General features: G+C 69.9%; 18 protein-coding genes. 7 read left to right on the top strand and 11 right to left on the bottom strand.

What is annotated here, in order from left to right:
• Positions 1-120: 120 nt before the first annotated feature.
• From ACFPA8_RS15570 to ACFPA8_RS15555, 4 genes are read right to left on the bottom strand one after another with little or no spacing between them, the layout of a single operon-like run.
• Positions 121-1,674, bottom strand: a complete 1,554-nt coding sequence (locus ACFPA8_RS15570; protein WP_386448532.1) for a phospholipase D-like domain-containing protein — start codon at positions 1,672-1,674, stop codon at positions 121-123.
• A complete protein-coding gene (locus tag ACFPA8_RS15565) occupies positions 1,667-2,860 on the bottom strand; it encodes a hypothetical protein (protein ID WP_386448529.1) in 1,194 nt (397 codons plus the stop codon). The genes ACFPA8_RS15570 and ACFPA8_RS15565 overlap by 8 nt, the downstream gene beginning before the upstream one ends.
• Positions 2,860-6,801 carry a DEAD/DEAH box helicase gene (locus ACFPA8_RS15560; protein WP_386448527.1) on the bottom strand — a complete coding sequence of 1,314 codons (3,942 nt, stop codon included), beginning with the start codon at positions 6,799-6,801 and terminating at the stop codon, positions 2,860-2,862. Before ACFPA8_RS15560 ends, ACFPA8_RS15565 begins: the two co-directional genes overlap by 1 nt.
• Before the next feature lie 2 nt (positions 6,802-6,803).
• Positions 6,804-8,246, bottom strand: a complete 1,443-nt coding sequence (locus tag ACFPA8_RS15555) for a TIGR02710 family CRISPR-associated CARF protein (RefSeq protein ID WP_386448524.1) — start codon at positions 8,244-8,246, stop codon at positions 6,804-6,806.
• Positions 8,247-8,827: 581 nt separating this feature from the next.
• Here ACFPA8_RS15555 and ACFPA8_RS15550 point away from each other — a divergent pair.
• The 3 genes from ACFPA8_RS15550 to ACFPA8_RS15540 are packed head-to-tail and all read left to right on the top strand — an operon-like array spanning position 8,828 to position 12,443.
• Complete coding sequence (locus ACFPA8_RS15550) at positions 8,828-10,927, top strand: ATP-binding protein (RefSeq protein WP_386448521.1); 2,100 nt, start codon at positions 8,828-8,830, stop codon at positions 10,925-10,927.
• Positions 10,924-11,883: an ABC transporter substrate-binding protein gene (locus tag ACFPA8_RS15545; protein ID WP_386448518.1), complete on the top strand. Its 960-nt coding sequence runs from the start codon at positions 10,924-10,926 to the stop codon at positions 11,881-11,883. Before ACFPA8_RS15550 ends, ACFPA8_RS15545 begins: the two co-directional genes overlap by 4 nt.
• 38 nt (positions 11,884-11,921) lie before the next feature.
• On the top strand, positions 11,922-12,443 hold the full coding sequence (locus ACFPA8_RS15540; RefSeq protein ID WP_386448515.1) for a type 1 periplasmic-binding domain-containing protein: 522 nt from the start codon (positions 11,922-11,924) through the stop codon (positions 12,441-12,443).
• A gap of 76 nt (positions 12,444-12,519) precedes the next feature.
• On the opposite strand, the gene ACFPA8_RS15535 is transcribed toward ACFPA8_RS15540, so the two are convergent.
• Positions 12,520-12,879 (bottom strand): DUF1304 domain-containing protein, encoded by a 360-nt coding sequence (locus ACFPA8_RS15535; RefSeq protein ID WP_386448512.1) that lies wholly within the window; start codon positions 12,877-12,879, stop codon positions 12,520-12,522.
• 110 nt (positions 12,880-12,989) lie between these two features.
• On the opposite strand from ACFPA8_RS15535, the gene ACFPA8_RS15530 reads away from it, so the two are divergent.
• Positions 12,990-13,448 carry a winged helix-turn-helix transcriptional regulator gene (locus ACFPA8_RS15530; RefSeq protein ID WP_386448509.1) on the top strand — a complete coding sequence of 153 codons (459 nt, stop codon included), beginning with the start codon at positions 12,990-12,992 and terminating at the stop codon, positions 13,446-13,448.
• Positions 13,449-13,544: 96 nt separating this feature from the next.
• Here the strand turns inward: ACFPA8_RS15530 and ACFPA8_RS15525 are convergent, their stop codons facing one another.
• From ACFPA8_RS15525 to ACFPA8_RS15510, 4 genes are all read right to left on the bottom strand, one after another.
• A complete protein-coding gene (locus ACFPA8_RS15525; RefSeq protein ID WP_386448506.1) occupies positions 13,545-14,624 on the bottom strand; it encodes a restriction endonuclease in 1,080 nt (359 codons plus the stop codon).
• 271 nt (positions 14,625-14,895) lie between these two features.
• A complete protein-coding gene (locus tag ACFPA8_RS15520) occupies positions 14,896-15,333 on the bottom strand; it encodes a GNAT family N-acetyltransferase (RefSeq protein ID WP_386449470.1) in 438 nt (145 codons plus the stop codon).
• 179 nt (positions 15,334-15,512) lie between these two features.
• Positions 15,513-15,962, bottom strand: a complete 450-nt coding sequence (locus ACFPA8_RS15515) for a MarR family winged helix-turn-helix transcriptional regulator (RefSeq protein ID WP_386448503.1) — start codon at positions 15,960-15,962, stop codon at positions 15,513-15,515.
• A 126-nt stretch (positions 15,963-16,088) separates the two neighbouring features.
• Positions 16,089-16,652 carry a DUF2269 domain-containing protein gene (locus tag ACFPA8_RS15510; protein WP_386448500.1) on the bottom strand — a complete coding sequence of 188 codons (564 nt, stop codon included), beginning with the start codon at positions 16,650-16,652 and terminating at the stop codon, positions 16,089-16,091.
• A 126-nt stretch (positions 16,653-16,778) separates the two neighbouring features.
• Here ACFPA8_RS15510 and ACFPA8_RS15505 point away from each other — a divergent pair, with 126 nt between their 5' ends.
• The 3 genes from ACFPA8_RS15505 (at position 16,779) to ACFPA8_RS15495 (ending at position 21,285) form a co-directional block, all read left to right on the top strand.
• The gene (locus tag ACFPA8_RS15505; RefSeq protein ID WP_386448497.1) at positions 16,779-17,591 is read left to right on the top strand and encodes an HAD family hydrolase; all 813 of its coding nucleotides are present in this window, start codon (positions 16,779-16,781) and stop codon (positions 17,589-17,591) included.
• A 196-nt stretch (positions 17,592-17,787) separates the two neighbouring features.
• Positions 17,788-19,515, top strand: coding sequence for a globin domain-containing protein (locus ACFPA8_RS15500; RefSeq protein WP_386448494.1), 1,728 nt, complete (start codon positions 17,788-17,790; stop codon positions 19,513-19,515).
• Between the two features lie 213 nt (positions 19,516-19,728).
• A complete protein-coding gene (locus ACFPA8_RS15495) occupies positions 19,729-21,285 on the top strand; it encodes a pyridoxamine 5'-phosphate oxidase family protein (RefSeq protein ID WP_386448491.1) in 1,557 nt (518 codons plus the stop codon).
• Positions 21,286-21,367: 82 nt separating this feature from the next.
• Here the strand turns inward: ACFPA8_RS15495 and ACFPA8_RS15490 are convergent, their stop codons facing one another.
• Positions 21,368-21,904: an NUDIX domain-containing protein gene (locus ACFPA8_RS15490; RefSeq protein WP_386448488.1), complete on the bottom strand. Its 537-nt coding sequence runs from the start codon at positions 21,902-21,904 to the stop codon at positions 21,368-21,370.
• A 494-nt stretch (positions 21,905-22,398) separates the two neighbouring features.
• Complete coding sequence (gene thiC, locus ACFPA8_RS15485; RefSeq protein WP_386448485.1) at positions 22,399-24,237, bottom strand: phosphomethylpyrimidine synthase ThiC; 1,839 nt, start codon at positions 24,235-24,237, stop codon at positions 22,399-22,401.
• Positions 24,238-24,412 lie beyond the last annotated feature (175 nt).

Here is a 24,412-nt window from a genome sequence, read left to right as displayed (position 1 = left end):
CGTCGACGTGCCTGCGGCAAGCGGCGATCATCGCCTCGAACCGCTCGTCGCGGCTGCGCCGACGTCCGACTTGCTGTCTCTGAACCCTGCTGGACTGCACGTACGGAGCGGCGGTACCGATCAAGGGTCGACGCGCAGGAGGGTTGCTGGGCACAGACCGCGTCGTGTGCCCTCCGGCGTCCTTTCACGAGTCAGCCAGCTCTCGAAGATGTCGGCCGCGCGGCCCTTGCCGCTGCCTTGCTCACCGGGTGTGAGCAGCCAACGGCCGTCCACCTCCAGCAGTGTCCAGCGGGTGCGACCGATGTACAGCTGGAGTAGACCGTCTTCGGCATGTTCGTACAGGGCCATGCCCTGCTGCTTACCCAGCCGCGTCCAGTGCTCCCCGTCGGCGACCACCCGAAGGGTGGGCGGGAACGGCCATGGGGTGAGTGCCTCGGCGTAGAGGGTGCCGGCGAGTTCGCCCGCCGTGGCGTCACGGACGAAACTCATGTTGGCCTCGTTCATCACGTGCTTGAAGTAGCGGGTCGCCTCGGCCAGTGCGTGGGTTCCGTCGAGGCGCATTCCTAGCTCGACGCCGCCGGTCAGTCCTTGCTTGGCGACGAAGTTGGCGGAGAACAGCGCTCCGGTGACGCCGTCGGCTATCACGCCCTTGGCGTGATTGAGCCTGTCCGGGACGATCTCGACCCCTGCCTCCGAGAAGGCCGTGGCCTCGGCACGGGCGGCTGGCAGGTGGTTGCGCCCGCGCAGCAGAAGACTGACCCGCACGCCTCGGTCCACCGCCCGGCACACCGGCTCGTACAGCAGCTCGGGACGTGCTGCTGCCCGGGGCAGGCCGTACGTCATGCTCGCCACGCTGAAGGTCGCGAGCAGCAACTCGGACTTCGCGCGGTCGATGACGTCGGTCACGGCGTCGGCGATGTGGCACTGCTCGCCCCATGTCCAGAGGGGTCCCGTGCCCGGGCCGGCCGGGGACGGCATCGCCAGGTCACTCGCCGCGGTGCGCGACTGGACCGGGTGGGTTCGCCTGTCGGGGGGCATGTCCCATGGACTGAGCTGCCACAGGCGGGCGAACAGCCGGGCGACCCGGAGGACGTCGTCGCGAGCTGTGACGACCACGCCGTTCTCGCCGACGGTGTCGAACGATCTGCTCACCAGGTTCGCGCTCGACACCAGCGCGACGCGGTCGTCCACGACGACGAACTTGGCATGCAGACCCGGATATCCGCGTACGTAGATGCCGTGACGGGTCAGTTCACGGAAGTTGCGGTACTCCATCTGCCGGTCTACGTCGGTCGTGTCGTCGTTGATCGACTGCTCCAGCCCCTTGTTGTCGAGAGCCGACACGACATAGACACCGCCCCGCAGCCGGCCGGCTGCCTTCACCAGCGCCTCGCGCAGCTCCGTGTCCCCGAGGCACAGCACCCCCACGAAGATCTTCCGTTCCGCCCCCTCGATCATGTCGATGAGCCGGGTACGGATCGAGGAGCCGCCCCCCGCATACGTGAAGCAGTGCGCGTACGCGGCCGGGTCGTCTCCGTTCGACGGTGCCGGGGAGAAGGCGGACCGATTCGGAGCGTCCCGCCGGGTGACGAAGTAGCCACCGCGCACCACCCGGTCGGCCAGCCGGAGAGGGTCCGCGACCGCGGCGGAGGTTTCGTCGACGAGGTCAGTCATAGGCGAAGTCCTTCGCCGCCCGCAGGGCGTATACGTGGCGGAAGTGGCCCTCGTCCCACAGGTGTTCCTCGATGTGGGCAGAGGTGAGGCTCTCCTCCGGCATGCCGTGCGCTTGGACGGCCCGGCTTGCGGCGGCGGGAAGCATGCCTGTGTCCAGGCTTGCGGGCGGGATCTCGGCAAGTTCGCGCACGGCCTGGTCGAGGGCGAAGACCCACCGTGCCGCCGCGTCGGCCGGAGAGAAGTCGACGGTGACGCCCACCGCGCAGTCCGGGTGTCCGATCGACAACCCTGTCGGCCTGTTGAGGGCGATTCCACGGCCCATGGCAGCCTCGGCGGCATTGCTGTCGAGGGTGAACGACCAGCGCGTCGGTGAACTCGGGACGGCGGTGACATCGCCTCCTTGTTCCTGCCAGGGCAGCGCCGCGTCAGGGGCCAGGCCGGTCAGATCCATCCAGTGCTGCGCCTGCCGCGGGGCGGGAACCACGACATCCTTCAGCTTCTTTCTGCCCGACGGGTCCATGACGTCGAGCACGAGCATTGCGCTCTCGCCGTGTGACCGGACGTGTCCTCTGGTGCGGTAGACGGGCCCGGCCTCGGGAACGGCGGTTTCGCGCTCCACCGCGTCCACGATGTCGTCGGGCAGCCCGACGACGGTGCCCTCGCGCATCCTGTCGGTGATCAGACCGGCGAGGGTGAGTCCGCGTACCCGTCGGGGTGTCGGCTTCTGCGAGGTGGGTTCCACCCGGTCGAGCAGGGGAGGGTCCGGCCGGCCAGCACCCCGCAGACAGGCGATCAGCTCGTCGCTGTCGGGGAGGTAGAGGAACCCGACGGTGGTGGTGTGGTACCTGGGGACGGCGTAGCCGTTCAAGGCCGACCGTGCCGCTTCCTCCACCGCGTGGTAGTCCGGGCCGGAGGCTCTCAGCACCCCCAGCCCGACGAGTCGCCCGGCGATCCGGACGACGGCCTCCCGGGGAATGGCTGTGACCTCCTCCACGTCCTCGACGCGCATCGGAGCAAGAGCCAGCGCCGCCTCGACGACGAACCGGTCCACGACAGTGAGCTTCTCGTCCACACGCCGCGTCACCGACACCGAGGGCCACATGAGCATGGGCAAGAGCGCCTCGCGGACCACCACGCTTGCTTTTCGGGGTGTCCGCGGCGCAGCGAACCAGTCGAACTCGGGCATCAGAGCCTCGACACCTGCAGGAACTCGCCCGACTCCACAAGCTCGAACAAGTTGTCGTAGAACCTTGCCGCCTGGAGCGCAGAGGCTGCTCGGGATCCCCTGCCCAGCTGGCGCAACGTATCGGCGTGTCCGACCATGACGAGGGCCCGCCGTGCTCGGGTACAGGCCACGTTGAGCCTCCGCAGGTCCTGCAGCCACTGGCCGTACCGAGGGCTGATGGCCGGAGGTCGTCCGCCGCGGGCAGAGGCGCGCGCCCTGGTGAAGCTGATGATGACAAGGTCGCTCTGCTGTCCCTGGATCCGGTCAATCACATCGATGACCTGCCAGTCCAGCATGGGCAGGTGGCGGGAGCGCAGACGCCGGTCGAGCTGGCGTGCCTGAGCCCGGTAGAAGGAGAGCACGCTGGCGGTCACGGGCTCCGACCCGCGTTCGCTCAGTTCGTCGTTGTAGATCTGGCTGATCTGAGTGATCAGTTCGGCTTCCCGCTTGTTCGTGAAACCGTGCCCGCTCTCAGCCGGTCTGTCCCCGGCGTCGCGATAGCGGCTCGTGTCGATCAGGATTCCCGGTTTCGCGAACGTACGGGTGACGAGCGGAGTCACCCCGACCCGCGCGAGTTCCTTGTCGGCCGGGGACCTGTAACGGCCTCCGTAGACGGATGAGTTCACCACCTCTGCTAACGGCGGAATCATCCGGCGCTGCCAGACCAGAGGCCGGCAGAGAGCCTCCGGGCAGGTCTTGACAGCTCGCTGGAACAGGCTCTGCACCAGGTACCGGATCATGGAATGCAGCAGGGCGCGGTCCGCTTTGTCCCCCTGCTTCGCGAAACGGCTGTGCGCTTCCACGAAGCGGTCGCGGAAGGTGGCCTGCCATGCGCCGGAGGCCTGTAGATCCAGGGCGATTTCCTCGACGGAGTCCGTACGGAACCGGTGCAGCTCCTCGTCCTCGGCCCAGATCTCAGCCAGATCCTTCACGGCTTGTTCCAGTGAAGGTGCGGCGCCGCGGTCCGTTCGGTGAAGGGCGGTGAGCGCGTGCAGGAAGTGCTCGTCGTCGCGGTCGACGTGCGGGGGCAGTTGGTGCTCGTCACCTACGAGCACCCACCGCCGGGACTTAACCGCCCCGATCAGGAACTCGCTCTCGGTGACTCTGCTCGCCTCGTCCACTATGAGCGTGTCGTAGTCCGTGTGGCGGACGAGTTCGCTGCCTCGGCCGACTATGCCCTTGGTGGTGGCACACACGAGGTTCGTCGCGCGTACGAGTGAATGCCGCATGTCCTCGACGAGTTGTTCGTCGCTGCGCTCGGCGGTGAGTTCGCGCCAGCGGGCCGCGAGCGAGGGAAGGCTTTCCAGCACGCTCTGCCTGCGAGTGAGCTCGGTCAGTGCGGAGGCGGGGTCCTCCTGGCCCAAGTCCGCGGAGAGCGCGTCCCGCTCCGCGATCAACGAGTTCAGTTCGCCTCTCAGGCGTTGCACGTCTGCCTGGGCGTCCTCGGACTCGGTGGAGAGGCGCTCCACTTCGGCATCAGTCCATATCCGGGCCTGCCGCTGCCTGTCCGTCCAGTCGGCATGGCGCCGGGACGCCTCCTGGTGAGCCGTCCGGCATCGCTCGCTCTCACCTGTGACTGCGTCCAGCTCGTCCAGGATCAGTTCTACCCAACCGACGAGCTGCGCGCCCCAGGCGGGAATGCGGTCCCCCTGCCCCGTCACTAGAGGACGGCCGGCACCGGACGCGTCGACACGGATGTGTAGGGCCTGGCCCAGGTGGGCCCACGACTGCGCGGACGCATCATCGGCGGCCGCGGACAGCTCCCCGTGCACGGCCAGGACGAATTCGCGGAAGGCCTGGCGTGCCGGTACGAAGCGCCGCTCCGCCTGTTCACGCTCCTCGGCACGCTGGTCCCGCAGAGTGACGCGCTGGGCGCGGAGTGAACGGCCGTTGTCGGTGATCCGTTCCTGGTCGGCCGCCGCGCGCCGCAGCGCGTCTTCCCGCTCAGTGCGGGCCGACTCCCACTGCGCGAGTTCGCGCTCCGCCTGCGCCACCGCAAACCGGGCGGCGCCCGCCGGGCCCAGCTGCAGACGCTCAGCGAAGCGGCCGAACGCGCCCTGCGTGGAACGGACTTGTTCCAGGTGGGTCCGCGCTGCTGCCAACTCCGCTACGACGGAGGCAACGGCGCGGTGGGCCTCGGTCATGGAACGCTCGGCTGCATCCTTAGTCGCTGCCGCCTCCCTCAACCGGCCCTGGTACCAGCTCTCCCAGGCCCGCATCTCCCGCGCCGCCTCCTCCTCCGCTTCCTCCGCGAGTGTGAGGAGTTCTCCGGAGCGCGCGAGTTCGAGTGCGGCGTCCCGCAGGGCCTCCATGCTCAGGCTGTACTGCTCCCGTGCCACCTCCTCTGCGAGGAGGGCGGCGCTGAGCAACGAACTCGTCTCGCCCAGAGCGCGTTCGGCGGCAGCGATGCCGTGGTCGAGCTCTGCCATCTCCTCGCTTGCGGCAGCCAGCCGGGCAGCGAGCCGCTCCTTGGCCTCGGCCGCGGCACGCGCGGCGTCCCGTAACTCCTGCGCGGCGGCATCGCAGTGGTGCACCTTGTCACGCAGTCGGTCGAACCGTGCCATCCGTTCACCGACGGCAACGAGTTCCCGCTCCCACCGTGCGGTCTGCCCTTCATCGGGTCCCGGACGCATGATCCGGGCTGCGGCGTCGACGCCTACGTTCTGCGGCAGATAGGCCCTCAGCCGCTCGTCGACCTTGTCGTCGCGCCAGGTGATGCGCAGCGGCCGGATGCCGGGCTTGTGACCGATGCGGCTCAGAACCTCGTCGACCGCGACGTGAGTCGGGGCGAGCAGCAGAACCCGCTCCCCTCGGGCGACGAGCTGACGGACCGTCTCGCAGATCACCTCGCTCTTCCCGGTGCCGGGCGGGCCCTGGACAAGGAAGGCGTGCGGGCTCGTCACCGCACCTGAGACGGCACTTCTCTGTTCGTCGTTGAGGACGGGTGCGTCAGGGTCGTCGTCACCGTAGAAGATCGTCAGCGGCCGCGAGTTGTGCTCGTCACGCCGGAGATCTCCCGGGCGGCAGAGCAGTCTCGCCAGGTCCTCCCACGGGCCCTCGACCTGCGCACTCCGGAAGTTTCCCAGAGCCTCGGCGTTCTGCCGCATGCCGAAGGGACGGACGACGGAGACGCTGACCTTGTCACCGAGCTCGGCCGACCAGTCCCTCGGCTCGATGATCTCGAGGCGTCCGCCCCGGTTGGAGGCGACCCTGGTGTTGTACGAGCGGCCGTCCGGGCCGACGAGTTGCACCCGTCGGCCGCGGAAGGCCTCCACATCCCGTGTGCCGGGTTCGACGACGACGGACCTGTGACGCCCGCGCTTCACCCCGGCCACATGGCCGGTGACAGTCACCTCCGGGTCCTCCGGCCGCTGCTCCAGCAGTTCGATCAGCGTCCCCAGATCCCCGTACTCCTTGAGCACCGCCCGCTGCAGCCGGCCGTGCGAGCGCAGTTCCTCGCGGCGAGTGCCGCGGCGGAGCTGCTTTTCCACTTCGCGTACACGCTCTTCGATCTCTGCCAGATCGCATCGCTGCTCGGACCAGATGTTCGCCATGGACACTCTGGACGGCACGAGCCGGTGCGCCTTCGGGGGGACGGAACGCGCCGGATCGACGTTGAGCACGACGGCCAGCCAGGCCCCGGAATCGCGGGCACGCTGACGGCGCACACGCAGTTCGAACTCCGAGCCGCCCAGGCGGAAGAACCGAGGCTCACCGCCCGAACGCGGGCCGCTCCGCACCAGCCACGCTCCGGATTCCAGGTCCCGCGCGATGTCGGCCACGGACTTCCCCGGCGGCAATTCGAGTCCTCTGGGGAAGTAGCTGAGGCAGAGCTGCGGCAATTGAAGAACCCTCAGCTCCTCCGCCCAGTCTCCGGGCGGCGTCAGCAGCACGTCCGCCACGGCTAGGCCTCTGCGACGAACTGCAGAGTGCTGATGCGGTCGTCGACTTTCCAGCCTCGCTCGTGGAGCTGCCAGAAGACCCGGAGATGGTGCAGAGCACGCTGCCTGAGATCGGAACACTGGCCGCTGGTCACCGACTGCTCCCCGTGCGCGAGCACCGAGCGGTTCCGCGCGTCGGCGAGGCCCGCCAGGTGACGTATCCCGTTGAGGTCCGTGATCTTCGACTTGACGAGCATCTCGTCGTTCAGCAGGTGCAGCAGGAGAACCGCGTCGATCAGTCCCACCTTGAACGGCAGCGGCACTTGACGGTCGCTGCGGAACATCTCCATCGCGGCTGCCGAATAGCGCTGCGACAGGTCGTTCACGTCGTGGTGGAGCAGCGTGTAGTCGGGGCTGTCCATACGGAACCCGCCGTACTCGCGGTTGAGCCGTTCCGCCAGGCTCTTCTCTATCGTCCGGTAGAAGAGCAGGGCGGCGAAGTCGTAGCGGTCGAGCCGCAGATAGTGCTCGCCGAGCAGGAAGAAGTTCAACAGCATGGCCGAACCGCTCTTCTTGACCAGCTCTTCGACGAAGTTGAGCTGCTCGCCGAGTTGGCGGGCGGTTTCCGGCCGCACCTGTGACCGGGAGTCCTCAAGCCGCGTGCGTAACTGCCCGGCGCAGGAGGCGAGGCTCATCGAGTCGAGGTCGCACCAGGCCTGGTAGAGCGCGGCGAGGTCGGCGAGGAAGCGTGCACGGGCGGGTTCGGACATCGACGAACTCAGCTCGTCGAACCTCGCCTTGGCTCCCGAATAGGCACCCGAGCGGAACATCTCCATCGCGGCGTCCATCGCCTTGTCACCGAACAGCGATGTCGGGTTGGGCAAGATGCGCAGTCGCTCGGTGCCGGGAGTCGCCTGCCGCATCTCCGGGTCGAAATCGCTGTCGATGTAACACATCTGCAGATCGAGTTGGGAGGCGGCCAAGGCGGCCCCAGCACTCATCACCTTCTTGCCACCGGTGATGTCGATGATGGCCTTCCGTGGGCGCTCGTCCGGCCGCCTCGGCAGGACGGCCTTCTTGACGATTTCGTAGATCTCAAGCGGGTCGACCGGGTCACAGTACCTAGGCTCGAACTGCGAGAACGGGAGCCGTCCCCCCAGCTTCTCCTGCATCACATCCAGCTTGAACCTGGTGTTCTCGGAGGATATGACCAACAGCCGCGGCGGCTGTATCAGTTCGAACGCCAGGAGTGTCGTCTCTGGTGAGAAGCCCGCCAGGCTCACGAGCAGGTCGACGTCGGGACGCTCGATGTCGGCCGAACTGTCCTTGGCAGCTGCGACGACATCGGTGTACATCTCGGCCAGCCGGTACTCGTTGGCCTGCTGTGCAGCCGTGCCGTCCCCGTATCGCTCTTCCCCCCGGAAGATCCGCCGCATGCGTTCGCGCTTCTGCTGTAACCCCGTCATGAGCAGGAGACTGTAGTTCCTGACTGGGCATGCGACGAGGAGTACCCGGAAGTATCTTGTATTCCGATCTTGCACCACCGTCGACAGTCGTCCCGTGGACATATCCGCCGATCGCCATGGCCCCACGATCCGGGTGCGGGATCTGACCATCAACACCCGTGGCTCGACCCGCATCTGGCATGCGGCGAGCATCGAGCTTGCCTGCACCGTGCTGGGGCCCGGCCTACAGTTGTCGCTTCGGCGTGAACGAGACCATGCGCCTCTCAGCAGGGACGCTCACCAATGGCACAACGACGTTGGCACCCCTCATGCGCTGTGCCGAGGAAATGACAGGTCCGTGAGACTGATCTTGCCCGACACGGCGTGAGACACATTGAGAATCCGCAGGTCAGTCAAGATCAACATGTCGCGCGCGGTGAGACCCTACACTTCCGGAGGCCGCCCGTCCGCCTGTTCGTCCGACGGGTCGCAGCAGCGTCGGGGGAAGCGTCAAACGCCTTCCAATCAGGGCGTGTTGAAGCATTCTTGAATCCTGCGACGGTGATCGCGGCAGATCGTGCAACGGGGGCAGGGGGAGCGGGATGAAGGAATGGGCGGGTGAATCGGGCCGGGACAGGGCCGTGGAGCGGTATGTGCAGGATCTGCTGGTCCGATTACCGCGCTCCCGCGCCGAGTTGCCGGCGACGTTGCTGCTGGGCCCGCGAGGCAGCGGCAAGACGACGGTGCTGCGGCACCTGGCGGACTGGGCGCGCCGGGTGCCGGTGGCGCGGCTGGATCTGGCGGCGCTGGGCCAGGAGGGCCGCAAGCCGATCGATGTGCTGGCCGCCCTGGTGTTCCAGCTCAACGCGCCGAAGAGGGACTTCGCGCGGCTGCGCTTCCCCTCGTTCGGTCTGCTGGCTATCGCGGTCGCCGCGCGGATGGGGGCTGCCGACCGGGACGAGGCCGTGCGGCAGATGGAGGAGGCCCTCATCGGTCCGCCCGGCAGCCGTGCCGAGGTGTTCAACCAGCTTGCGCAGTACGCCGCGACGGTGCTGGGCGCACCCACTGCGGTGACGGCGGCGCTGCCGTTGCTGCCGCAGTGGCAGCGGCACTGGGTGCGTCTGCGGATGCGGTGGCGGCTGGCCCGTATCCGGCGTCGAACTGCCGACAGCAGCAGTTCCGTCGACGGCTTCCTGATCGATCTCAATCAGCGGTACGGGGACCGTGAGCTGGCGGAGCGGCAGCGTGCCGAGTCGGTCCTGTTCGACGCGTTCCTCGACGATCTGCGCAGGGCCTACGGCTCGCGCGAGGGCGACCGCAGGCGTACGACGCACTGCCTGGTCCTGCTCGACAACGTGGACAGTCCGCTGGGCAACGAGTTCCTCAAGTCCCTGCTGGACGCCCGCAGAAAGGCCGATGCCCCCGATCCGCTGCTGGTGCTGGCGACGGCCGGCAGTTATCCGCAGGCGCTGGAGAGCTTCGCGTTCGGGGGTCCCCGGCAGCCCGGGGTGCTGCCGGGCAGCTGGGCGGCGGACGAGGAGCGGTTCCGTCCGGAGCAGGTCGTGAAGGGGCTCGTGGTGGGCCGCCTCCGTGATCTGGCGCGTCATGAGGTGGAACTGCAGGCCGACGAAGTGCTGCGTGCTGCCCGTCAGGTGGTCCCTGCCGCGGACAACGGCGTGCAGTGGCTGGGCTGGCTGGTGTACGAGCTGACTCGTGGCCATCCGGCCGGTACGGCGCAGTTGCTGGAGGCGCTGCTGGAGTTCGGCGGGGAGGTGGCCTGGGAGGAGCGTGTGCGGCGGAGTCTGGAACCCGGGGCGCCGCTTGTGGGTGTGCTGCTGGACCGGCTGCTGCCCATCGGGGTGAGCGGCGAGCTGGCGGGCGCTCTGGCGCGCGGCGCCGCGGCGGTGGACTTCGCTCAGGCGCAGTCGGGGCGTGCGCTGTGGGAGGAGGCGGACGCGGGGGCTCAGGACGAGTTCCACGACTTCTGCACCGACGTGCTGCGCACGATGCATCTCGACGGCGCGGACGAGGGGTCGGACGGCTGTACGGAGACGGCGCACCCGCTGCTCCGGTTCCTGCTGCTGCGCCGGCTCGCCTCGGTGAGCGAACCCGGGACCTCCGACGGTCCTGGTTCCTCCGGGTCCCCCGTAGATCCCGCCGCCACGGGCGCCAGGGGCGAGGGACGTGGCTGGACCGCCGTCCACGGCGCGCTGAAGGAGCGGGCGGAGGCCGCAGGCGACGAGGGGACGGCGGCTTACCACGCCCTGGCCGTGGGTGACCTGGCCACGGCGGCGGGTCATCTGGGCCGGTCCTACGACCGGCTGCCCCCGGAGGAATGGTGCGCCGAGTTGTGCAGGTTGCGGCGTGCTCCGCTCGCGGAGTCCGGGGGGCAGCGGGGACTGACGCTGTGGGAATGGTACGAGCGGCTCGTCGACCACCTCAACGAAGGCGCGGTGGACCAGCGGCTGAGGACCGTCACGCGGCTGCTGGCCGCGGTCTGGCTCGCCCCGGAACCGCCGGACGATCCCCGCACCGACAGGGTCGGTGATCCGTACCGGGACCCGCTGGGGGATCCGGAGGCGGAGCTGTACGGGGAGATCAAGGCGCGGTTTCACACGCTGGCCGTGCACGCGGACAGCGCTCAGTGGACGACTGTGCTGCTGAGGAAGGCGCGGCAGTACGGGAAGGAGCCCTGGCTGTGAGCGAGCGGGTGTTCGTACCGCCGAGGCCGCCGCGGCGCTGGGGCCTGCGGGCAGCCGGCGTGCTGCTGGTGCTGGCCGTGGCGGTGCCGGTGACTGTGTGGAGCGTCGAGCGGGCGGGGCAGTGCGGGGAGGGCGTGCGTGCGGTGGCCGGGGGCGAGTGCGTCGGCGTGACGGACGGCGCCTTCGCGTTCGAGACGACGAAAGGGCTGAACAGGAAGATCCACGCGGAGAACAGGCGGGTCGTTCAGTCGGGGGAGCCCTCGGTGGCCGTCGCCTATGTGGAGGCCATGTCCGGCGGTTCGGCGGACCGCGGTGCGGAGACGACGCGGCAGGCGCTCACCGGTGCCTATCTGGCTCAGCGTGCGCTGAACGACGAGGGCGAGACGTTGCCCAAGGTGCGTCTGCTGCTGGCCAACACCGGCAGCGGAGACCGGCACTGGGAGTCGGTCGTCGATCAGCTGCAGAGTCTGAAGGAGCGGGAGCGGCTCGTCGCGGTCGCGGGCCTCGGGCAGAGCAACGACAGGACGAAGGCCGCGGTGCGCCGGCTGCGGAAGGCCGGGCTGCCGATGGTGGGGGCGACGGTCGCGGCCGACGGGCTGAGCTCCTCCAGGGCCGGGTTCTACCGGGTCTCCTTTCCCAACAGCGATCAGGCGGCCGCTGCTGCCCGCCACATCGGGGAGGAGCAGAAGAAGCATCCGGGCCGGCGCGTCCAGGTGGTCAGGGACGGCAACGAGGAGGACGCCTACAACACCTCGCTGTACACGGACTTCAGATCCGCGGCGCGGCGTGAGGGGCTGAAGGTCGACGACCAGGTCGTGCCGTACCGCTCGGACGAGGACGCGGTCTCGCCGTCCGGCAACGCGCCCTGTCCCTCGCGGCGGACAGGGTCTGCGACGGGAGTCCGCCCGGTTTCGTCTTCTTCGCGGGCCGGGGCCGGGATCTGCGGCGCTTCATAGAGGCGGCCGGCGAGGGCGGGCGCCGCTGCCGCACGACGGTGCTCTCCGGGTCCAGCACCCTGGGCGTCTACTTCGACCTCAAGGACAAGAAGCCCGGTGCAGAGCTGGAGAAGCTGCGCAGCCGATGGGCGCACAGCGGACTGAGGGTGTACTACACGGCGTACACCCATCCGGAGATCGCCGAGAAGGTGTACGGCAGCGGCGGCGGCCCGTTCGCCGACTTCGCGAGGGCCTACCGGCGCGAAGCCGGCGGTCCCCTCTCGGCTCTCGACAGCGGCCAGGCGATGCTGGGGCACGATGCGACGCTCGCCATCGGCAAGGCCGCCCGTACGGCAGTGCGCGTGTACGGGACGCGAGCGGTGACCCCGCGCATGGTGCTGGCCATGCTGGAGCAGACGAACGGGAAGCTGCGGGTGCGCGGGGTGAGCGGCGAGATCGCCTTCGACCCGGACACGGGCGAGCCGGTCGGACGCCCGTTGGCGCTGGTGGAGCTGAACCGGCCGTCGGCCGAGGGTGGCAGCGCGGCGAAGTACCGCTTCGAGGCGGCCATCACGCCATGACCCCGGCAGGCGACTGCCGGGGTCACGAGTGCGCAGTGCGGCGGTGCTACCACGGTGCCGCCGGACTGCTGCGTCGTCAGGCGGCGAGTACGAACCCCAGGGCCGCCGCAGCGGGCAGGGCCTGGACGTAGAGGATGCGGCGGGCGAACGTCAGGGAGCCGTAGAGGCCGGCGGCGAGTACGCAGCACAGGAAGAAGACCTGCACCTGGGGGCCCGTGGGGTCGGGGGCGAGCAGCCCCCATGTCAGACCCGCTGCCAGAAAGCCGTTGTAGAGGCCCTGGTTGGCGGCGAGCGTCGCAGAGGCGTCGGCGAACTCCTGAGTCGTGCCGAAGGTGCGCCGTCCGCGCGGGGTGCGCCACAGGAACATCTCCAGGACCAGGAAGCAGAGGTGGAGCGCGGCTATCAGGGCGACGAGCAGCAGGGCGGCGGTGTGCACGGAAGTCCTCCAGCGGACAGGGTGAGTTGGATTTTGCGACTGACTCGGCGCCCGGGACGCTAGCGCACCTTGGTTTGTTTTTCCAACTCGCACTGGACTAGATTGCGGTCATGGTGAGGAGAGAGGTGAATCCGCGCGACTGCTCGCTGGCGTCGGCGCTGAACGTGGTCGGGGAGAAGTGGTCGCTGCTCGCTCTGCGCGAGGTGTTCTACGGCGTCCACCGGTTCGACGGCATCGTCCGCAACACCGGCGCTCCGCGGGACGTACTCGCCACGCGGCTGCGCACCCTGGTCGACGGCGGAGTGCTGCGGCGCGTGCGCTATTCCGAGCGCCCGCCACGCGACGAGTACCACCTGACGCAGGCGGGCCGGGAACTCGCCCCGGCGATGCTGGGACTCATGCGGTGGGGCATGCGCTGGGTGCCCGGTGCGCCCACCGACGCCACGGTGTTCACGCACGACTGCGGCGGTCCGCTGGACGCAGGGATCATGTGCGGCTCGTGCGGCGAACAGGCCGGCACCGATGTCACCATGCCGGGCTCCGACTCCGGCGCCGCGAACGGCACTTGAGGGACGTCACGGGCACTCTGCCGGCCGGCGGCCCGCCCGGTCCCGGTCCCGGTCCCGGACCGCGGACCGCCGGGACCGCCCCCCGTTTCCGAACGCTCACTCCAGCGCGCGGAGCTTCGCCCCGTTGTTCCACGCCTCCAGCAGTCCGCGGTGGACGGCGGTCACCTCGTGGCGTGCGGCCACGAGCAGCGCGTCCCGGGTGAAGGGCACGGAGGCGACGAGGAGGGCGACGTCGGCCTTGTACTCGAGCCGGGCCATGCCGGTGAAGCGCTGCACGTCGCCGCTCGTGATGCTGGAACCGGGGTTCCGGGCCTTGCACTGGACGACGAGGCGGCGTCCGTCGGCGGTGTAGCCGAGAATGCCGGCCGGGCTGTCCCCGGTCCCGCCCGTGACGGTCACCTGCTCACAGCCGTCACGCCGGCACAGCCGGGCGATGTGACGTCCGAACTCCCGCGAGTTCATGGCGTCCAGCGCCGCCATCGAACCGGCCGCCTCGTGTTCGCGGAGTACGCGCCTGAGCCGAACCATCTCCGCCTCGTGCTCGTCCAGCCGACGCCGCAACTCGTTGTGGGACTGCATCACCTGGTTCAGCAGCGGCACGACGGTCCGGCCGACGATGCTGCGTACCGCCTCCTCGGCGATCTCGCGCCCCCGGTCCTCGGGCGCGGTGGACTGCTCGGCGACGCCCTTGGCGATGCGCCGGTCCAGCCACTCGACGAGGCTGTGGAAAACCGCGTCGTCCACAGGCGCTGACGCCGGGGCCTCCCGTGCGGCCCGCTCGGTGTCGAGCAGGTACGTACGCACACGCCGTGCCACGTCGCTGTCGCGCAGCAGCATCGCGACGTTCAGCACGGCGCGACGGGTGAAGAGCGCGAGGTTGGAACGGGGCTGTGGATAACTCTCCGAAAAGGAAGACAGGATGTCTCTCTTAAAGAGCGCCAGGTCAGAGCCTCGCAACGTCCGCATGCCGCTCTTCGTCAACTCGTCGCGGTGGCGCTGCATGAGCCTGTTGACGACGTGCTCTGCAACCTCGAAGTAGTGCGCGACCATGCGTGTCGTCACGTGCAGGCCGTCAGGCAGCAGTGCGAGTGCCTTCACCTTGTCGAGCGCCTCGGTACGCTCCGCGACGGACGCGCGCAGAGTCTGCGATTCGAGCAGTGCCCCTTCGTGCACCACGAACGACCCCCTCCCCACCCGGGTACGGACCCGGAACCGGACAGGTGTCCCCGCTGACCCCGCCCCCGTGGGGATCAACGACGTCGTGAATGGGAAGGCACGCTCGAAATGCGTGCGTTCTTGCGAATCGGCGCACGTGCAGACCGACCGGCGCGCACCCACGCCGCGAGCGCTCCCGGCCTCGCAGTCCGGGCCTCGCAGCCCCGGCCTCGCAGTCCACCGCGCTCCCCGTACCGCCGCCCCGGCCCCCGCACTCCCGCGGCCCCGGCCTTCAGAGCTGCATCTTGAAGCCCAGATGGGACGCCTCGAAACCGAGCCGCTCGTAGAAGCGGTGGGCCTCGATGCGGGTGGCGTCGGAGGTGAGCTGGACGAGGGAGCAGTCCAGCCGCCGTGCCTCTGCGACGGCCCATTCGACGAGCCGGCTGCCCAGGCCGCTGCCACGGGCGTCGGAGTGGACGCGGACGGCCTCGATCAGGGCGCGGCTGGCGCCACGCCGCGACAGTCCCGGGATGACGGTGAGTTGGAGGGTGCCGATCGTGCGGCCGTCGCGTTCGGCGACCACGAGGTGCTGGTTCGGGTCGACGTCGATGCGCTCGAACGCGGCTCGGTAGACCTCGGGTTCGTCCGGGCTCTCGCGCCGGGCGCCGAGGGGGTCGTCGGCGAGCATGGACACGATGGCCGGTACGTCGTCGGCTGTCGCCCGGCGCATCGTGACCGGCGGGGGTGCCGATGACGGGGAGGACGGCGTGGATGACGGAGTGCCGGTGGTCATGTTCGCAGCTTACGCCGCAGTTTTGGCCAGAGGTCGGACTCGTTTGGAACGTGCGCGTACGCGCGGGTGTGCGCTGCCGCCCGCGCGTCTCGCGCGGCTGCTCCGTCGCCCGCCCGTCAGGTGGCCGGTTCCAGCGCGCGTACGGCCCGGACGAGGGGCGCCAGTTCGGGACGCTTCTCCGCCGCGTCGAGTGCACTGCGGAGCGCCGCGTCGTGCGTGGGGCGGGCGGCCTTCAGCAGGGTGCGGCCCGCTTCGGTGACGTCGGTGTAGATGCCGCGCCTGTCGGTCGGGCAGAGGTAGCGGGTGAGCAGGCCGCGTTCTTCGAGCCGGTTGACCAGCCGCGTGGTGGCGCTCTGGCTGAGGACGACGGCGTCGGAGAGCCGGGTCATGCGGAAGTGGCCGCCGTCGCCGTCGTGTTGCTCGCTCAGTACGTCGAGGACGGAGAACTCCCGGACGCTCAGGTCGTGTTCCGCCTGCAGCGCGCGTTCGATGCGGGCCTCGATGCGGCCGTGCAGCGCGGACAGCGCGCACCAGCCCTTGGCCGGGCCCGGGGCCGGTCGTGACATGGCTGCGTTCTCTTCCTCTTCGGCGTGGCCGTACGACGTCGTCGGCCAGGTGGTCGCCGCTCGATCGCTCTCCAGGCTAGTGCACGGGTGAAATTCCGGCGGTTAACGCGTATGAGGCGCTTGCAATCATCGTTCCCGCAGGTCAGACCGGCTGGCGGCGACGGGCGCGGTCCCCTCGGGCCCGGCCGTACGGGCTGCGCGCAGCTGCCGGCCACGTCGCGTCAGGCCCCAGGGCTTGAGCACCGACACCGCTGTGAGGAAGGCGTACAGGGTCAGTGAGACGGCAGGCGGTGCCAGCAGGTCCGGGGCGGGCAGGGTCCCGCCGGACGTCAACGTCGCCGCCGCGTCCGCCAGTCCCGGTCTGAGGGAGAACACGGTCAGCGCGGCGGCGGCGAGCGTCAGCCAGAACTTGGCGTACACCCAGCGGTGCCTGGCCAGCCCCCATGGCGTCCCGAGCGAGAGCACCAGCCCCGTGCCCAGGGTGGCCAGCGCGACGGGCAGGAGCAGCCAGTCGCCGAAGAGCTTCATGGAGAGGACGGCGGTCTCGGCGAAGCCGTCCGGATTGCGGACGCCCGCCAGGGCGAGGGTGAGCAGGCACAGCGAAATGCCGAGCCAGCCGACCGAGACGGTGACATGGGCGACGAGGAGGGCTCTCCGTGCGGGACGCTTGAGCAGTGGCAGTCGTGGCATGTTCGACACAGTGCCGCTGCCGTGCCCCTCTCCGCGTCTTACGGCTGGAGTACCCGCCGCTACTCGCAGACGAGTAGCGGCGCCGGGCTGGACGGTGGTGCATGGCCCGCTCCTACGATCGGGCCCATGGCTCCTCCTTCGCAGTCCACCACCTCGAAGCCGCGCGTCCCGCCGGCCGGCCGCCGTCCCCGGCTGCACCTGTTCGACCTGGACGGGACGTTGATCCACGGTTCGTCGGCGGCAGTCGAGATCTCGCGCCAGCTCGGTCTGGACAGAGAGATACGTGAACTCGAACTCGCCTTCTCGGCTGGAGCGTTGACTCCTCCGCAGTTCGCGGCGCGGGCGTGCGGACTGTGGTCGCAGCTGACGGAGGAGCACGTGGCCAGAGCCTTCGTGGAGGCGCCGTGGCTGGCGGGCATCCGGGAGGTGTGGGGGGACATCCGTGAACGGGGCGAGCACTGCGCCGTCGTTTCGCTCTCGCCGGACTTCTTCGTCAGCCGCCTGCTGCGGCAGGCCCCTCCGTCCAGCGGTGAGAACTCCGCCGCCCCGGGTGCCCCAACCGCCGACTCCGCCACCGACTCCGGCACCGCCACCGCCTCCGGGGCTTCCGGAACGGGCGCCGGGTCCGTCCGTACAGGTGCCGACGCGGCCTACGGTTCGCGGTGGCCGGCGATCCCCTTTCGCGAGCCCGTGAATCCGGCGGGGATTCTCTCAGCGGCGGCGAAGGTACGGATAGCGGACGAACTCTGCGCGCAATTCGGTGTATCGAGAAATGACTGCGTCGCCTATGGCGATTCGATGTCGGATGCGGAGCTGTTCGCGGAGGTGCCGGTGTCGGTGGCGGTGAATGCCGACCGTCACCTGCAGGGCCTCGCCTCCTTCGAGTACTGCGGACGCGACCTTCGGGAGGCATACGGACTTGTCGGCACGCGTCCGTAATTCCAGGCAGTGGCGCCCGTCACGTGATTCGCCCGGGCTGTTCACGGGACTTGTGCGACCAAGTGACAACGGTATGGTCGAGTCCGCATCGTGCGGTACGTCAATCCGCTGCCGGTGTCCGGGGGGTCGAATCACCGAAACGTTCGAAATGCGTGACTGCGCAGATTGTCTGTAAGAGTTCGAGGCGAGGCAGACCATGACGACCACATCGGCCGGCAACGGTCCGTCCGCGGGGGACGGCGGAAGAGGCGACGGCGGCAGAGACGACGGCGACTGGGGATGGTTCAGCCCCGCAACGCCGCAGGCCGCCGGTCCCACCGCCGAACACAGGACCGCTCGGCACGAAGAGGACGAGCCCACCGGGACGAACCCCTGGGAGAGGGCGAGAGGGGACGAGGCACGGGGCACGCCGGAGGCGCGGACCACCCCGGAACAGGCGCCCCGCGAACCGGAGCGGCCGTCCCTGCGTCCGGTGGGCCCCGTCGCCGCGAACGCCGGTCCCGGCGCGATACGCACCCGGCTGGCCGCGGCCCCGGAGCAGCCGGAGAGCGCTGACGGCGGAGGCTCCCGAGGCTTCGGCGACTTCGGAAGGGGCCGCCCGGCGCCCGCGATCGACGTCCCCACGCTCGACGTCCCGACGGTCGACGCCGGGCTGGAGCTGGCCCGGGAGCACCCCTGCCCGGCAGCGCCTCCCCACGGGCAGCACTCCCCGCACGGCCGCGGGGTCCAGCCCCCGCCGTACGCCGCGCCACCCGCGGCGGCCCCGCCGGAGACCGATCCCGTCGGGACTCGTGACGCGACGCTCATCCGCCGCACGATGGAAGAGGTGGAGCCCGTCGCCGACGCGGCGACCGCGTACTTCTACGCCCTGCTCTTCGTCGAGCATCCCGAGCTGCGCGAGCTCTTCCCGGCCTCCATGGACACTCAGCGCGACCGGCTCTTCCGCGCGCTGCTGACCGCCGTGCGGCTGGCCGAGGACACGGACGTGCTGACCCGCTACCTCTCCGGCCTCGGCCGCGGCCACCGCAAGTACGGCACCCGCCCCGAGCACTATCCGGCGGTGGGCGAGTGTCTGCTGGGGGCGCTCGCCCAGTACACGCCCAACACCTGGAGCCAGGAGACCGAGGACGCCTGGGTCCGTGCGTACACCCTGATCTCGCAGGTCATGATCGACGCCGCGGCCGAGGACGAGATGCGTGCCCCCGCTTGGTGGAACGCGCAGATCGTCTCGCACGAGCTGCGCACCCCGGACATCGCCGTGATCACCCTGCGCACCGACCAGCCGTACCCGTTCCGCGCGGGCCAGTACACCAGCGTCGAGACGCCCTGGTGGCCACGGGTCTGGCGGCACTACTCCTTCGCCTCCTCGCCCCGCCCGGACGGCCTGCTCACCTTCCACGTGAAGGCCGTCCCCACGGGGTGGGTCTCCAACGCGCTGGTCCACCGTGCGCGTCCCGGTGACGTGTTGCGGCTCGGCCCGTCCTCCGGCGGAATGACCGTGGACCACTCCACGGACAACGGTCTTCTCTGTCTCGGCGGCGGCACGGGGATCGCCCCCATCAAGGCGATGGTGGAGGATGTCGTGCAGCAAGGCCGGAGGCGGCCCGTCGAGGTCTTCTACGGAGCGCGCAGTGATCACGATCTCTACGACCTGGAGACGATGCTGCGCCTCGAACAGCGGCACGACTGGCTTTCCGTACGTCCGGTGGCCGTCAACGGGCCGGGGCCGAGCCATGCGAACGTGCTGTCCGGGCAACTGCCGGACGCCGTGAAGCAGTACGGCCCCTGGTCCTCCTACGTCGGCTATCTGTCGGGGCCGCCGGGCATGATCCGCAGCGGCCTGGACGCCCTCGTGGCGGCGGGGGTGCCGGCCCACCGGATACGGCACGACGCGGTGGCGGAGCTGAACGTCGGAAGCGACTAGCGGCGATCCGGGGGCACGGCGTGCGGTCGTACGGACGCACCCGGGCGGCCCGCAGCAGCACAGCAGCACCACGAGAGCAGCACAGCAGCAGCACCACGAGAACAGCACAACGGGCACGGCGAAGCACAAGCACCCAACAGGCACCACACCCCGTACGAGGAAGCAGCGTGCGGAGCAGAGCAGTTGGCAGAGGAAGGGGAAGGGGTCAGCGGCGTGGCAGAGGCTGATGCGGCACATCCACGGGATGGCCGGAACGCGCGGGCGCAGCACGAGCACGAGAGGTCGGAAGCGCACTGGTTCGAGCGCCGCGACCGCCACGACCGCACGGCCTCCGGAAGCGGCCCGCTCAAGGCGGACGGCGCGGGCGCCTCGGGGAAGGGGGACGGCGCGGGTCACGCGGACGGCGGCGGCCTCTTCGGCGGATCGTCCCGGCCCGGCAGTGACGGGGAGCGTGTGCTGCAGCGCCGGCTGGGCACGACCGACCGTGCGGAGCGCTTCTACGACGAGCAGGTGCTGGACCATCTCAACGAGCGGATGCGCGAGTTCGTGCAGCGCCAGGAGATGTTCTTCCTCGCCACGGCGGACCGCCACGGTGAGTGCGACAGCAGCTTCCGCGCCGGGCCGCCCGGATTCCTCCGGGTGCTCGACGAACGCACCCTCGTCTACCCGGAGTACCGGGGCAACGGTGTGCACGCCAGCCTCGGCAACATCGAGGAGAACCCGCACCTGGGCATCATGCTGATCGACTTCACGCGCGCCAGGATCGGACTGCACATCAACGGCCGCGCCGCCGTCGTCGGCGACGCCGAGATCCGCGCGTCGTATCCGGAGCTGCCCGAGGACCCGGTCCCCGGGCGCCGGGCGCAGCTGTGGGTCCGGGTGGAGGTCGAAGAGGCCTACATCCACTGCGCGAAGCACATACCTCAGCTGCAGCGCGCTCCCAAGCGCACGGCCCGCGAGTGGGGGACGGACGACTACAAGCGCAAGGGCGGCGACTTCTTCGGCACCGCACGGGACGCGCGTGAGCGTGAGGCCGCGCGGAGCGGTGCGGGCGCGGGCGAGCGCGTCCCGGCGATGCAGACCGCCCAGGGATACGCGGCGTCCCGCGGGCAGGAGAGGCCATCCGCGTACGACCGACCGCCGGGCCACGGGCGGGGGGAGGTCCGCGACTCGCGGTCCCACGAGCCGCAGCCACACGACCCTCGGTCCCACGAGCCGCGTGTGCCCGGAGCAGAGCCGGGAGCGACGGCGTCGGCCGCAGCCGGGAGCGCACCCGGGTCCGGTTCCGGGGCGGGCACCCCCGGCGCGGCCACGCCCGGGACGGAGACCGGGACCGACTCGGGAACCGGGACCGGGACGTCCGGAACCGCGACGTCCGGGTCCGGAAGCCGGACCGGTGCCGGGCTCCTCGGGACCGACCGTGAGGCGGCCTGGCAGCTTCCGGAGATGCCACCGCCGCCGCGGCTCCTGAACGCGCCTCCCAGCCAGCGCGGCACGAGCCCGCAGTCGGGCAGCTCGGCGTTCTCGCCGAGTTCGAGCTGGCCCTCGTCGGCCTCCACGGGTTTCGCGGCCACGTCCTCGCCGCTGTCGGGACCGTCCACTGCTGCCGACGGCGCATCGGGAGCGATCGCCGCGCGGGGCGCCGCCGCCGCGTCAGGCCGCGGCAGCGACCCGCAGGCCTGGCGGCAGGAAGCCGAACGGGCCCTGGCCGAGGCGCAGCGCCGTGGTGCGGTGAGTGAACGCGGCACGTTCCAGGGCTGGTTCGGCTGACGGACCCGCCCCCGTACCAGGGAGCAGCCGCGTACCAGGCAGCACCCGCGCAGGCCGGACCGGCCCGCTGCCGGGGCCCGGCTCACCCCAGATCGGGGGCGAGCAGGGCCTGCACGCCCTCGATGTTCCGCTCGAGATAGGCGCGGAGCGCGGGCGGCACGACCTCGACCGAGGTCACGCCTTCCCGGGTGAAGGGCACCCGTACGACTTCGTACTCGCCGCTGGGTTCCTCCACTTCGGGCCCGTGCCTGCGGGAGAGATCCATCGAGGCCAGACGGCAGACGAAGAAGTGCTGCACCTTCACGCCGCTCTCGCCGCTCTCCGTGGTGTGCGGGACCGTGTCGACGAAGGCGGGCACGACGTCGGTGACCTTGCCGCCGAGCTCCTCGTCCACCTCGCGGTGGAGCGCGTCGATGACGGTGTCGTCCACTCCGGGTTCGACCCCGCCGCCCGGCGTGATCCAGTACGGCTCCAGCCCGGGCTTCGTGCGCTTGATGAGGACGAGGTGGGGCGGGGCCGGGGAGGCGTCGGCGGGCACGCCGGCGGAGGAACCCCTGCCGCCCCGGTCGAGCAGGATGGCGCGGGCTGTGCGCTTGACCACGGGACGTTCATGGGTCATGGAGGAGGTCTGGCCCGCGGGGGGACGCGTCAAACACCCTGCCGCCCGGCGGTGCACTTCCGGGCCGTGCAGGCGGAGCGCCGCCCTCCGGCGTCCGTCGCCGGATTCGGCGCGCTGTCGCGCACCGGCGAAAATCCCCTCAGAGCTATATCGATAATGTCGCGACAGTCACTGGACATTGACGCAGAGTCAACTAACCTTGTTTTGAACGGTTCTTCGCGCGTTGAACCGTGAAACCGGGCGGTTCGAGGCATGAGGGGGGAGCCTCGAACCGCCTGTTGCGTGCGGGACAGCGGGTGCCGGGCGACACGCCGGATGCGGGCCCGGCACGGTGCGCGCCGCCGGGGAACAACGCCGCCCTCGCCCCCACCAGTTGGTGAAGGCGAGGGCGGCGGCGTCGCACGGACGGGCCTGCGTCCGGTCTTCTGCCGCGCACGCCAGAAGACCGGACGCCCCTCCGGCCTGCCGGGACTGCCGGTTGGCCGGTGCCGCGGTCAGTCCGTCAAGGGCAGATAGACCCGGTTGCCGGCCTCCGCGAACTCCCGGGACTTGGCGAGCATGCCCGCCTGGATCTCCTCCTCGTCGAGGGGGCGCTCCTCGCCTGCGTCCAGGCCGAACCGCTCGTTGATGCTTCGGCTGATCTTCATCGAGCAGAACTTCGGCCCGCACATCGAGCAGAAGTGCGCGACCTTCGCCCCCTCCGCGGGCAGCGTCTCGTCGTGGAAGGAGCGGGCCGTCTCCGGATCGAGGGCCAGGTTGAACTGGTCCTCCCAGCGGAACTCGAAACGCGCGTCGGAGAGTGCGTCGTCCCAGTCCTGGGCACCGGGGTGGCCCTTGGCGACGTCCGCCGCATGGGCTGCGATCTTGTACGTGATCACGCCGGTCTTCACGTCGTCCCGGTCGGGCAGGCCCAGGTGCTCCTTGGGGGTGACGTAGCAGAGCATCGCCGTGCCCCACCAGCCGATCATGGCTGCGCCGATGCCGCTGGTGATGTGGTCGTAGCCGGGTGCGACGTCCGTGGTGAGCGGGCCGAGTGTGTAGAAGGGCGCCTCGTCGCAGACCTCCTGCTGACGGTCGATGTTCTCCTTGATCTTGTGCATGGGCACGTGTCCCGGGCCTTCGATCATGGTCTGCACGTCGTGGGACCGGGCGATGCGGTTGAGCTCGCCGAGAGTCTCCAGCTCGGCCATCTGCGCTTCGTCGTTGGCGTCGGCCACGCACCCGGGACGCAGCCCGTCACCGAGGGAGAACGTGACGTCGTAGGTGCGCAGGATCTCGCACAGTTCGGAGAAGTGGGTGTAGAGGAAGCTCTCCTCGTGATGCGCGAGGCACCACGCCGCCATGATCGATCCACCGCGCGAGACGATGCCGGTCCTGCGGCGGGCCGTGAGCGGTACGTAGCGCAGCAGCACCCCGGCGTGCACCGTCATGTAGTCGACGCCCTGTTCGCACTGCTCGACGACGGTGTCCTTGTAGACCTCCCAACTCAGCTCCTCCGCCTTGCCGTTCACCTTCTCCAGCGCCTGGTAGAGAGGCACCGTGCCGATGGGGACGGGGGAGTTGCGCAGGACCCACTCGCGGGTGGTGTGGATGTTGCGGCCGGTGGAGAGGTCCATGACGGTGTCGGCACCCCAGCGGGTGGCCCACGTCATCTTCTCCACCTCCTCCTCGATAGAGGACGTGACCGCGGAGTTGCCGATGTTGGCGTTCACCTTCACCAGGAAGGCCCTGCCGATGATCATCGGTTCGGACTCGGGGTGGTTGATGTTGGCGGGCAGTACGGCACGGCCTGCGGCGATCTCGTCCCGTACGAACTCGGGCGCGCGGTTCTCGCGCACCGCCACGTACTCCATCTCCGGAGTCACCAGGCCCCGCTTGGCGTAGGCGAGCTGGGAGACGGCGCTGCGGCCGCCGGTGTCCTCCCGTCCCCGGCGGGGCCTGCGGGCACGGCCGGGGAAGACGGCGTCGAGGCCGTCCAGCCCGGCCCCCGCCGCGCGGCCGTGCGGGACGGCGCCGCCCCGTGGGGTGGTGTGCCTGATTCCGTCGTCCTCGGGCCGCAGTTCACGGCCCGCGTACTCCTCGGTGTCGTCTCGTTCGATGATCCAGTTCTGGCGCAGCGGGGGCAGCCCGCGGCGCACGTCGGTTTCGATGGCGGGATCGGTGTACGGCCCGGACGTGTCGTAGAGCGTCACGTCCTTGCCGCTGGTGAGGTGCACGCGGCGGACCGGGACCCGCAGGTCGGCCCGTGATCCGCTCAAGTAACCCTTGTGCCAGCCGAGTTCACGGGACTCGGACGTGGCGGACGAAGGCGTGTGTGCATCCTGCTTGGTCATGAGACCAACTCCCTACGCCGGCATTACCCGGTAACAGGTTCGGCGGTCGACGCAGCCTTCTCCGTGGCTCTTCGGAACGGCCGTACGGAAGTCAGCGCCCTCTCAGCCCCGTGCTCGGAGCTCCCGCGATGTGCAAAGGCGTACTCACGCTAGCGGCCCAGCAGCAAAACTGACC

The sequence above is a fragment of the Streptomyces ovatisporus genome (assembly GCF_042653885.1).
Classification (GTDB): Bacteria; Actinomycetota; Actinomycetes; order Streptomycetales; family Streptomycetaceae; genus Streptomyces; species Streptomyces ovatisporus.
The sequence above is the reverse complement of the archived record's forward strand: the minus strand, read 5'-3'. Positions and strand labels throughout refer to the sequence as shown.

Excerpts from the sequence above, each read along its gene's own strand:
- ACFPA8_RS15570 (WP_386448532.1), bottom strand. The coding sequence starts at position 1,674 with ATGACTGACCTCGTCGACGAAACCTCCGCCGCGGTCGCGGACCCTCTC.
- ACFPA8_RS15530 (WP_386448509.1), top strand. The coding sequence starts at position 12,990 with ATGGTGAGGAGAGAGGTGAATCCGCGCGACTGCTCGCTGGCGTCGGCG.
- ACFPA8_RS15500 (WP_386448494.1), top strand. The coding sequence starts at position 17,788 with ATGACGACCACATCGGCCGGCAACGGTCCGTCCGCGGGGGACGGCGGA.
- ACFPA8_RS15565 (WP_386448529.1), bottom strand. The coding sequence starts at position 2,860 with ATGCCCGAGTTCGACTGGTTCGCTGCGCCGCGGACACCCCGAAAAGCA.
- ACFPA8_RS15505 (WP_386448497.1), top strand. The coding sequence starts at position 16,779 with ATGGCTCCTCCTTCGCAGTCCACCACCTCGAAGCCGCGCGTCCCGCCG.
- ACFPA8_RS15550 (WP_386448521.1), top strand. The coding sequence starts at position 8,828 with ATGAAGGAATGGGCGGGTGAATCGGGCCGGGACAGGGCCGTGGAGCGG.
- ACFPA8_RS15515 (WP_386448503.1), bottom strand. The coding sequence starts at position 15,962 with ATGTCACGACCGGCCCCGGGCCCGGCCAAGGGCTGGTGCGCGCTGTCC.
- ACFPA8_RS15555 (WP_386448524.1), bottom strand. The coding sequence starts at position 8,246 with ATGACGGGGTTACAGCAGAAGCGCGAACGCATGCGGCGGATCTTCCGG.
- ACFPA8_RS15520 (WP_386449470.1), bottom strand. The coding sequence starts at position 15,333 with ATGCGCCGGGCGACAGCCGACGACGTACCGGCCATCGTGTCCATGCTC.
- ACFPA8_RS15510 (WP_386448500.1), bottom strand. The coding sequence starts at position 16,652 with ATGCCACGACTGCCACTGCTCAAGCGTCCCGCACGGAGAGCCCTCCTC.
- thiC (WP_386448485.1), bottom strand. The coding sequence starts at position 24,237 with ATGACCAAGCAGGATGCACACACGCCTTCGTCCGCCACGTCCGAGTCC.
- ACFPA8_RS15490 (WP_386448488.1), bottom strand. The coding sequence starts at position 21,904 with ATGACCCATGAACGTCCCGTGGTCAAGCGCACAGCCCGCGCCATCCTG.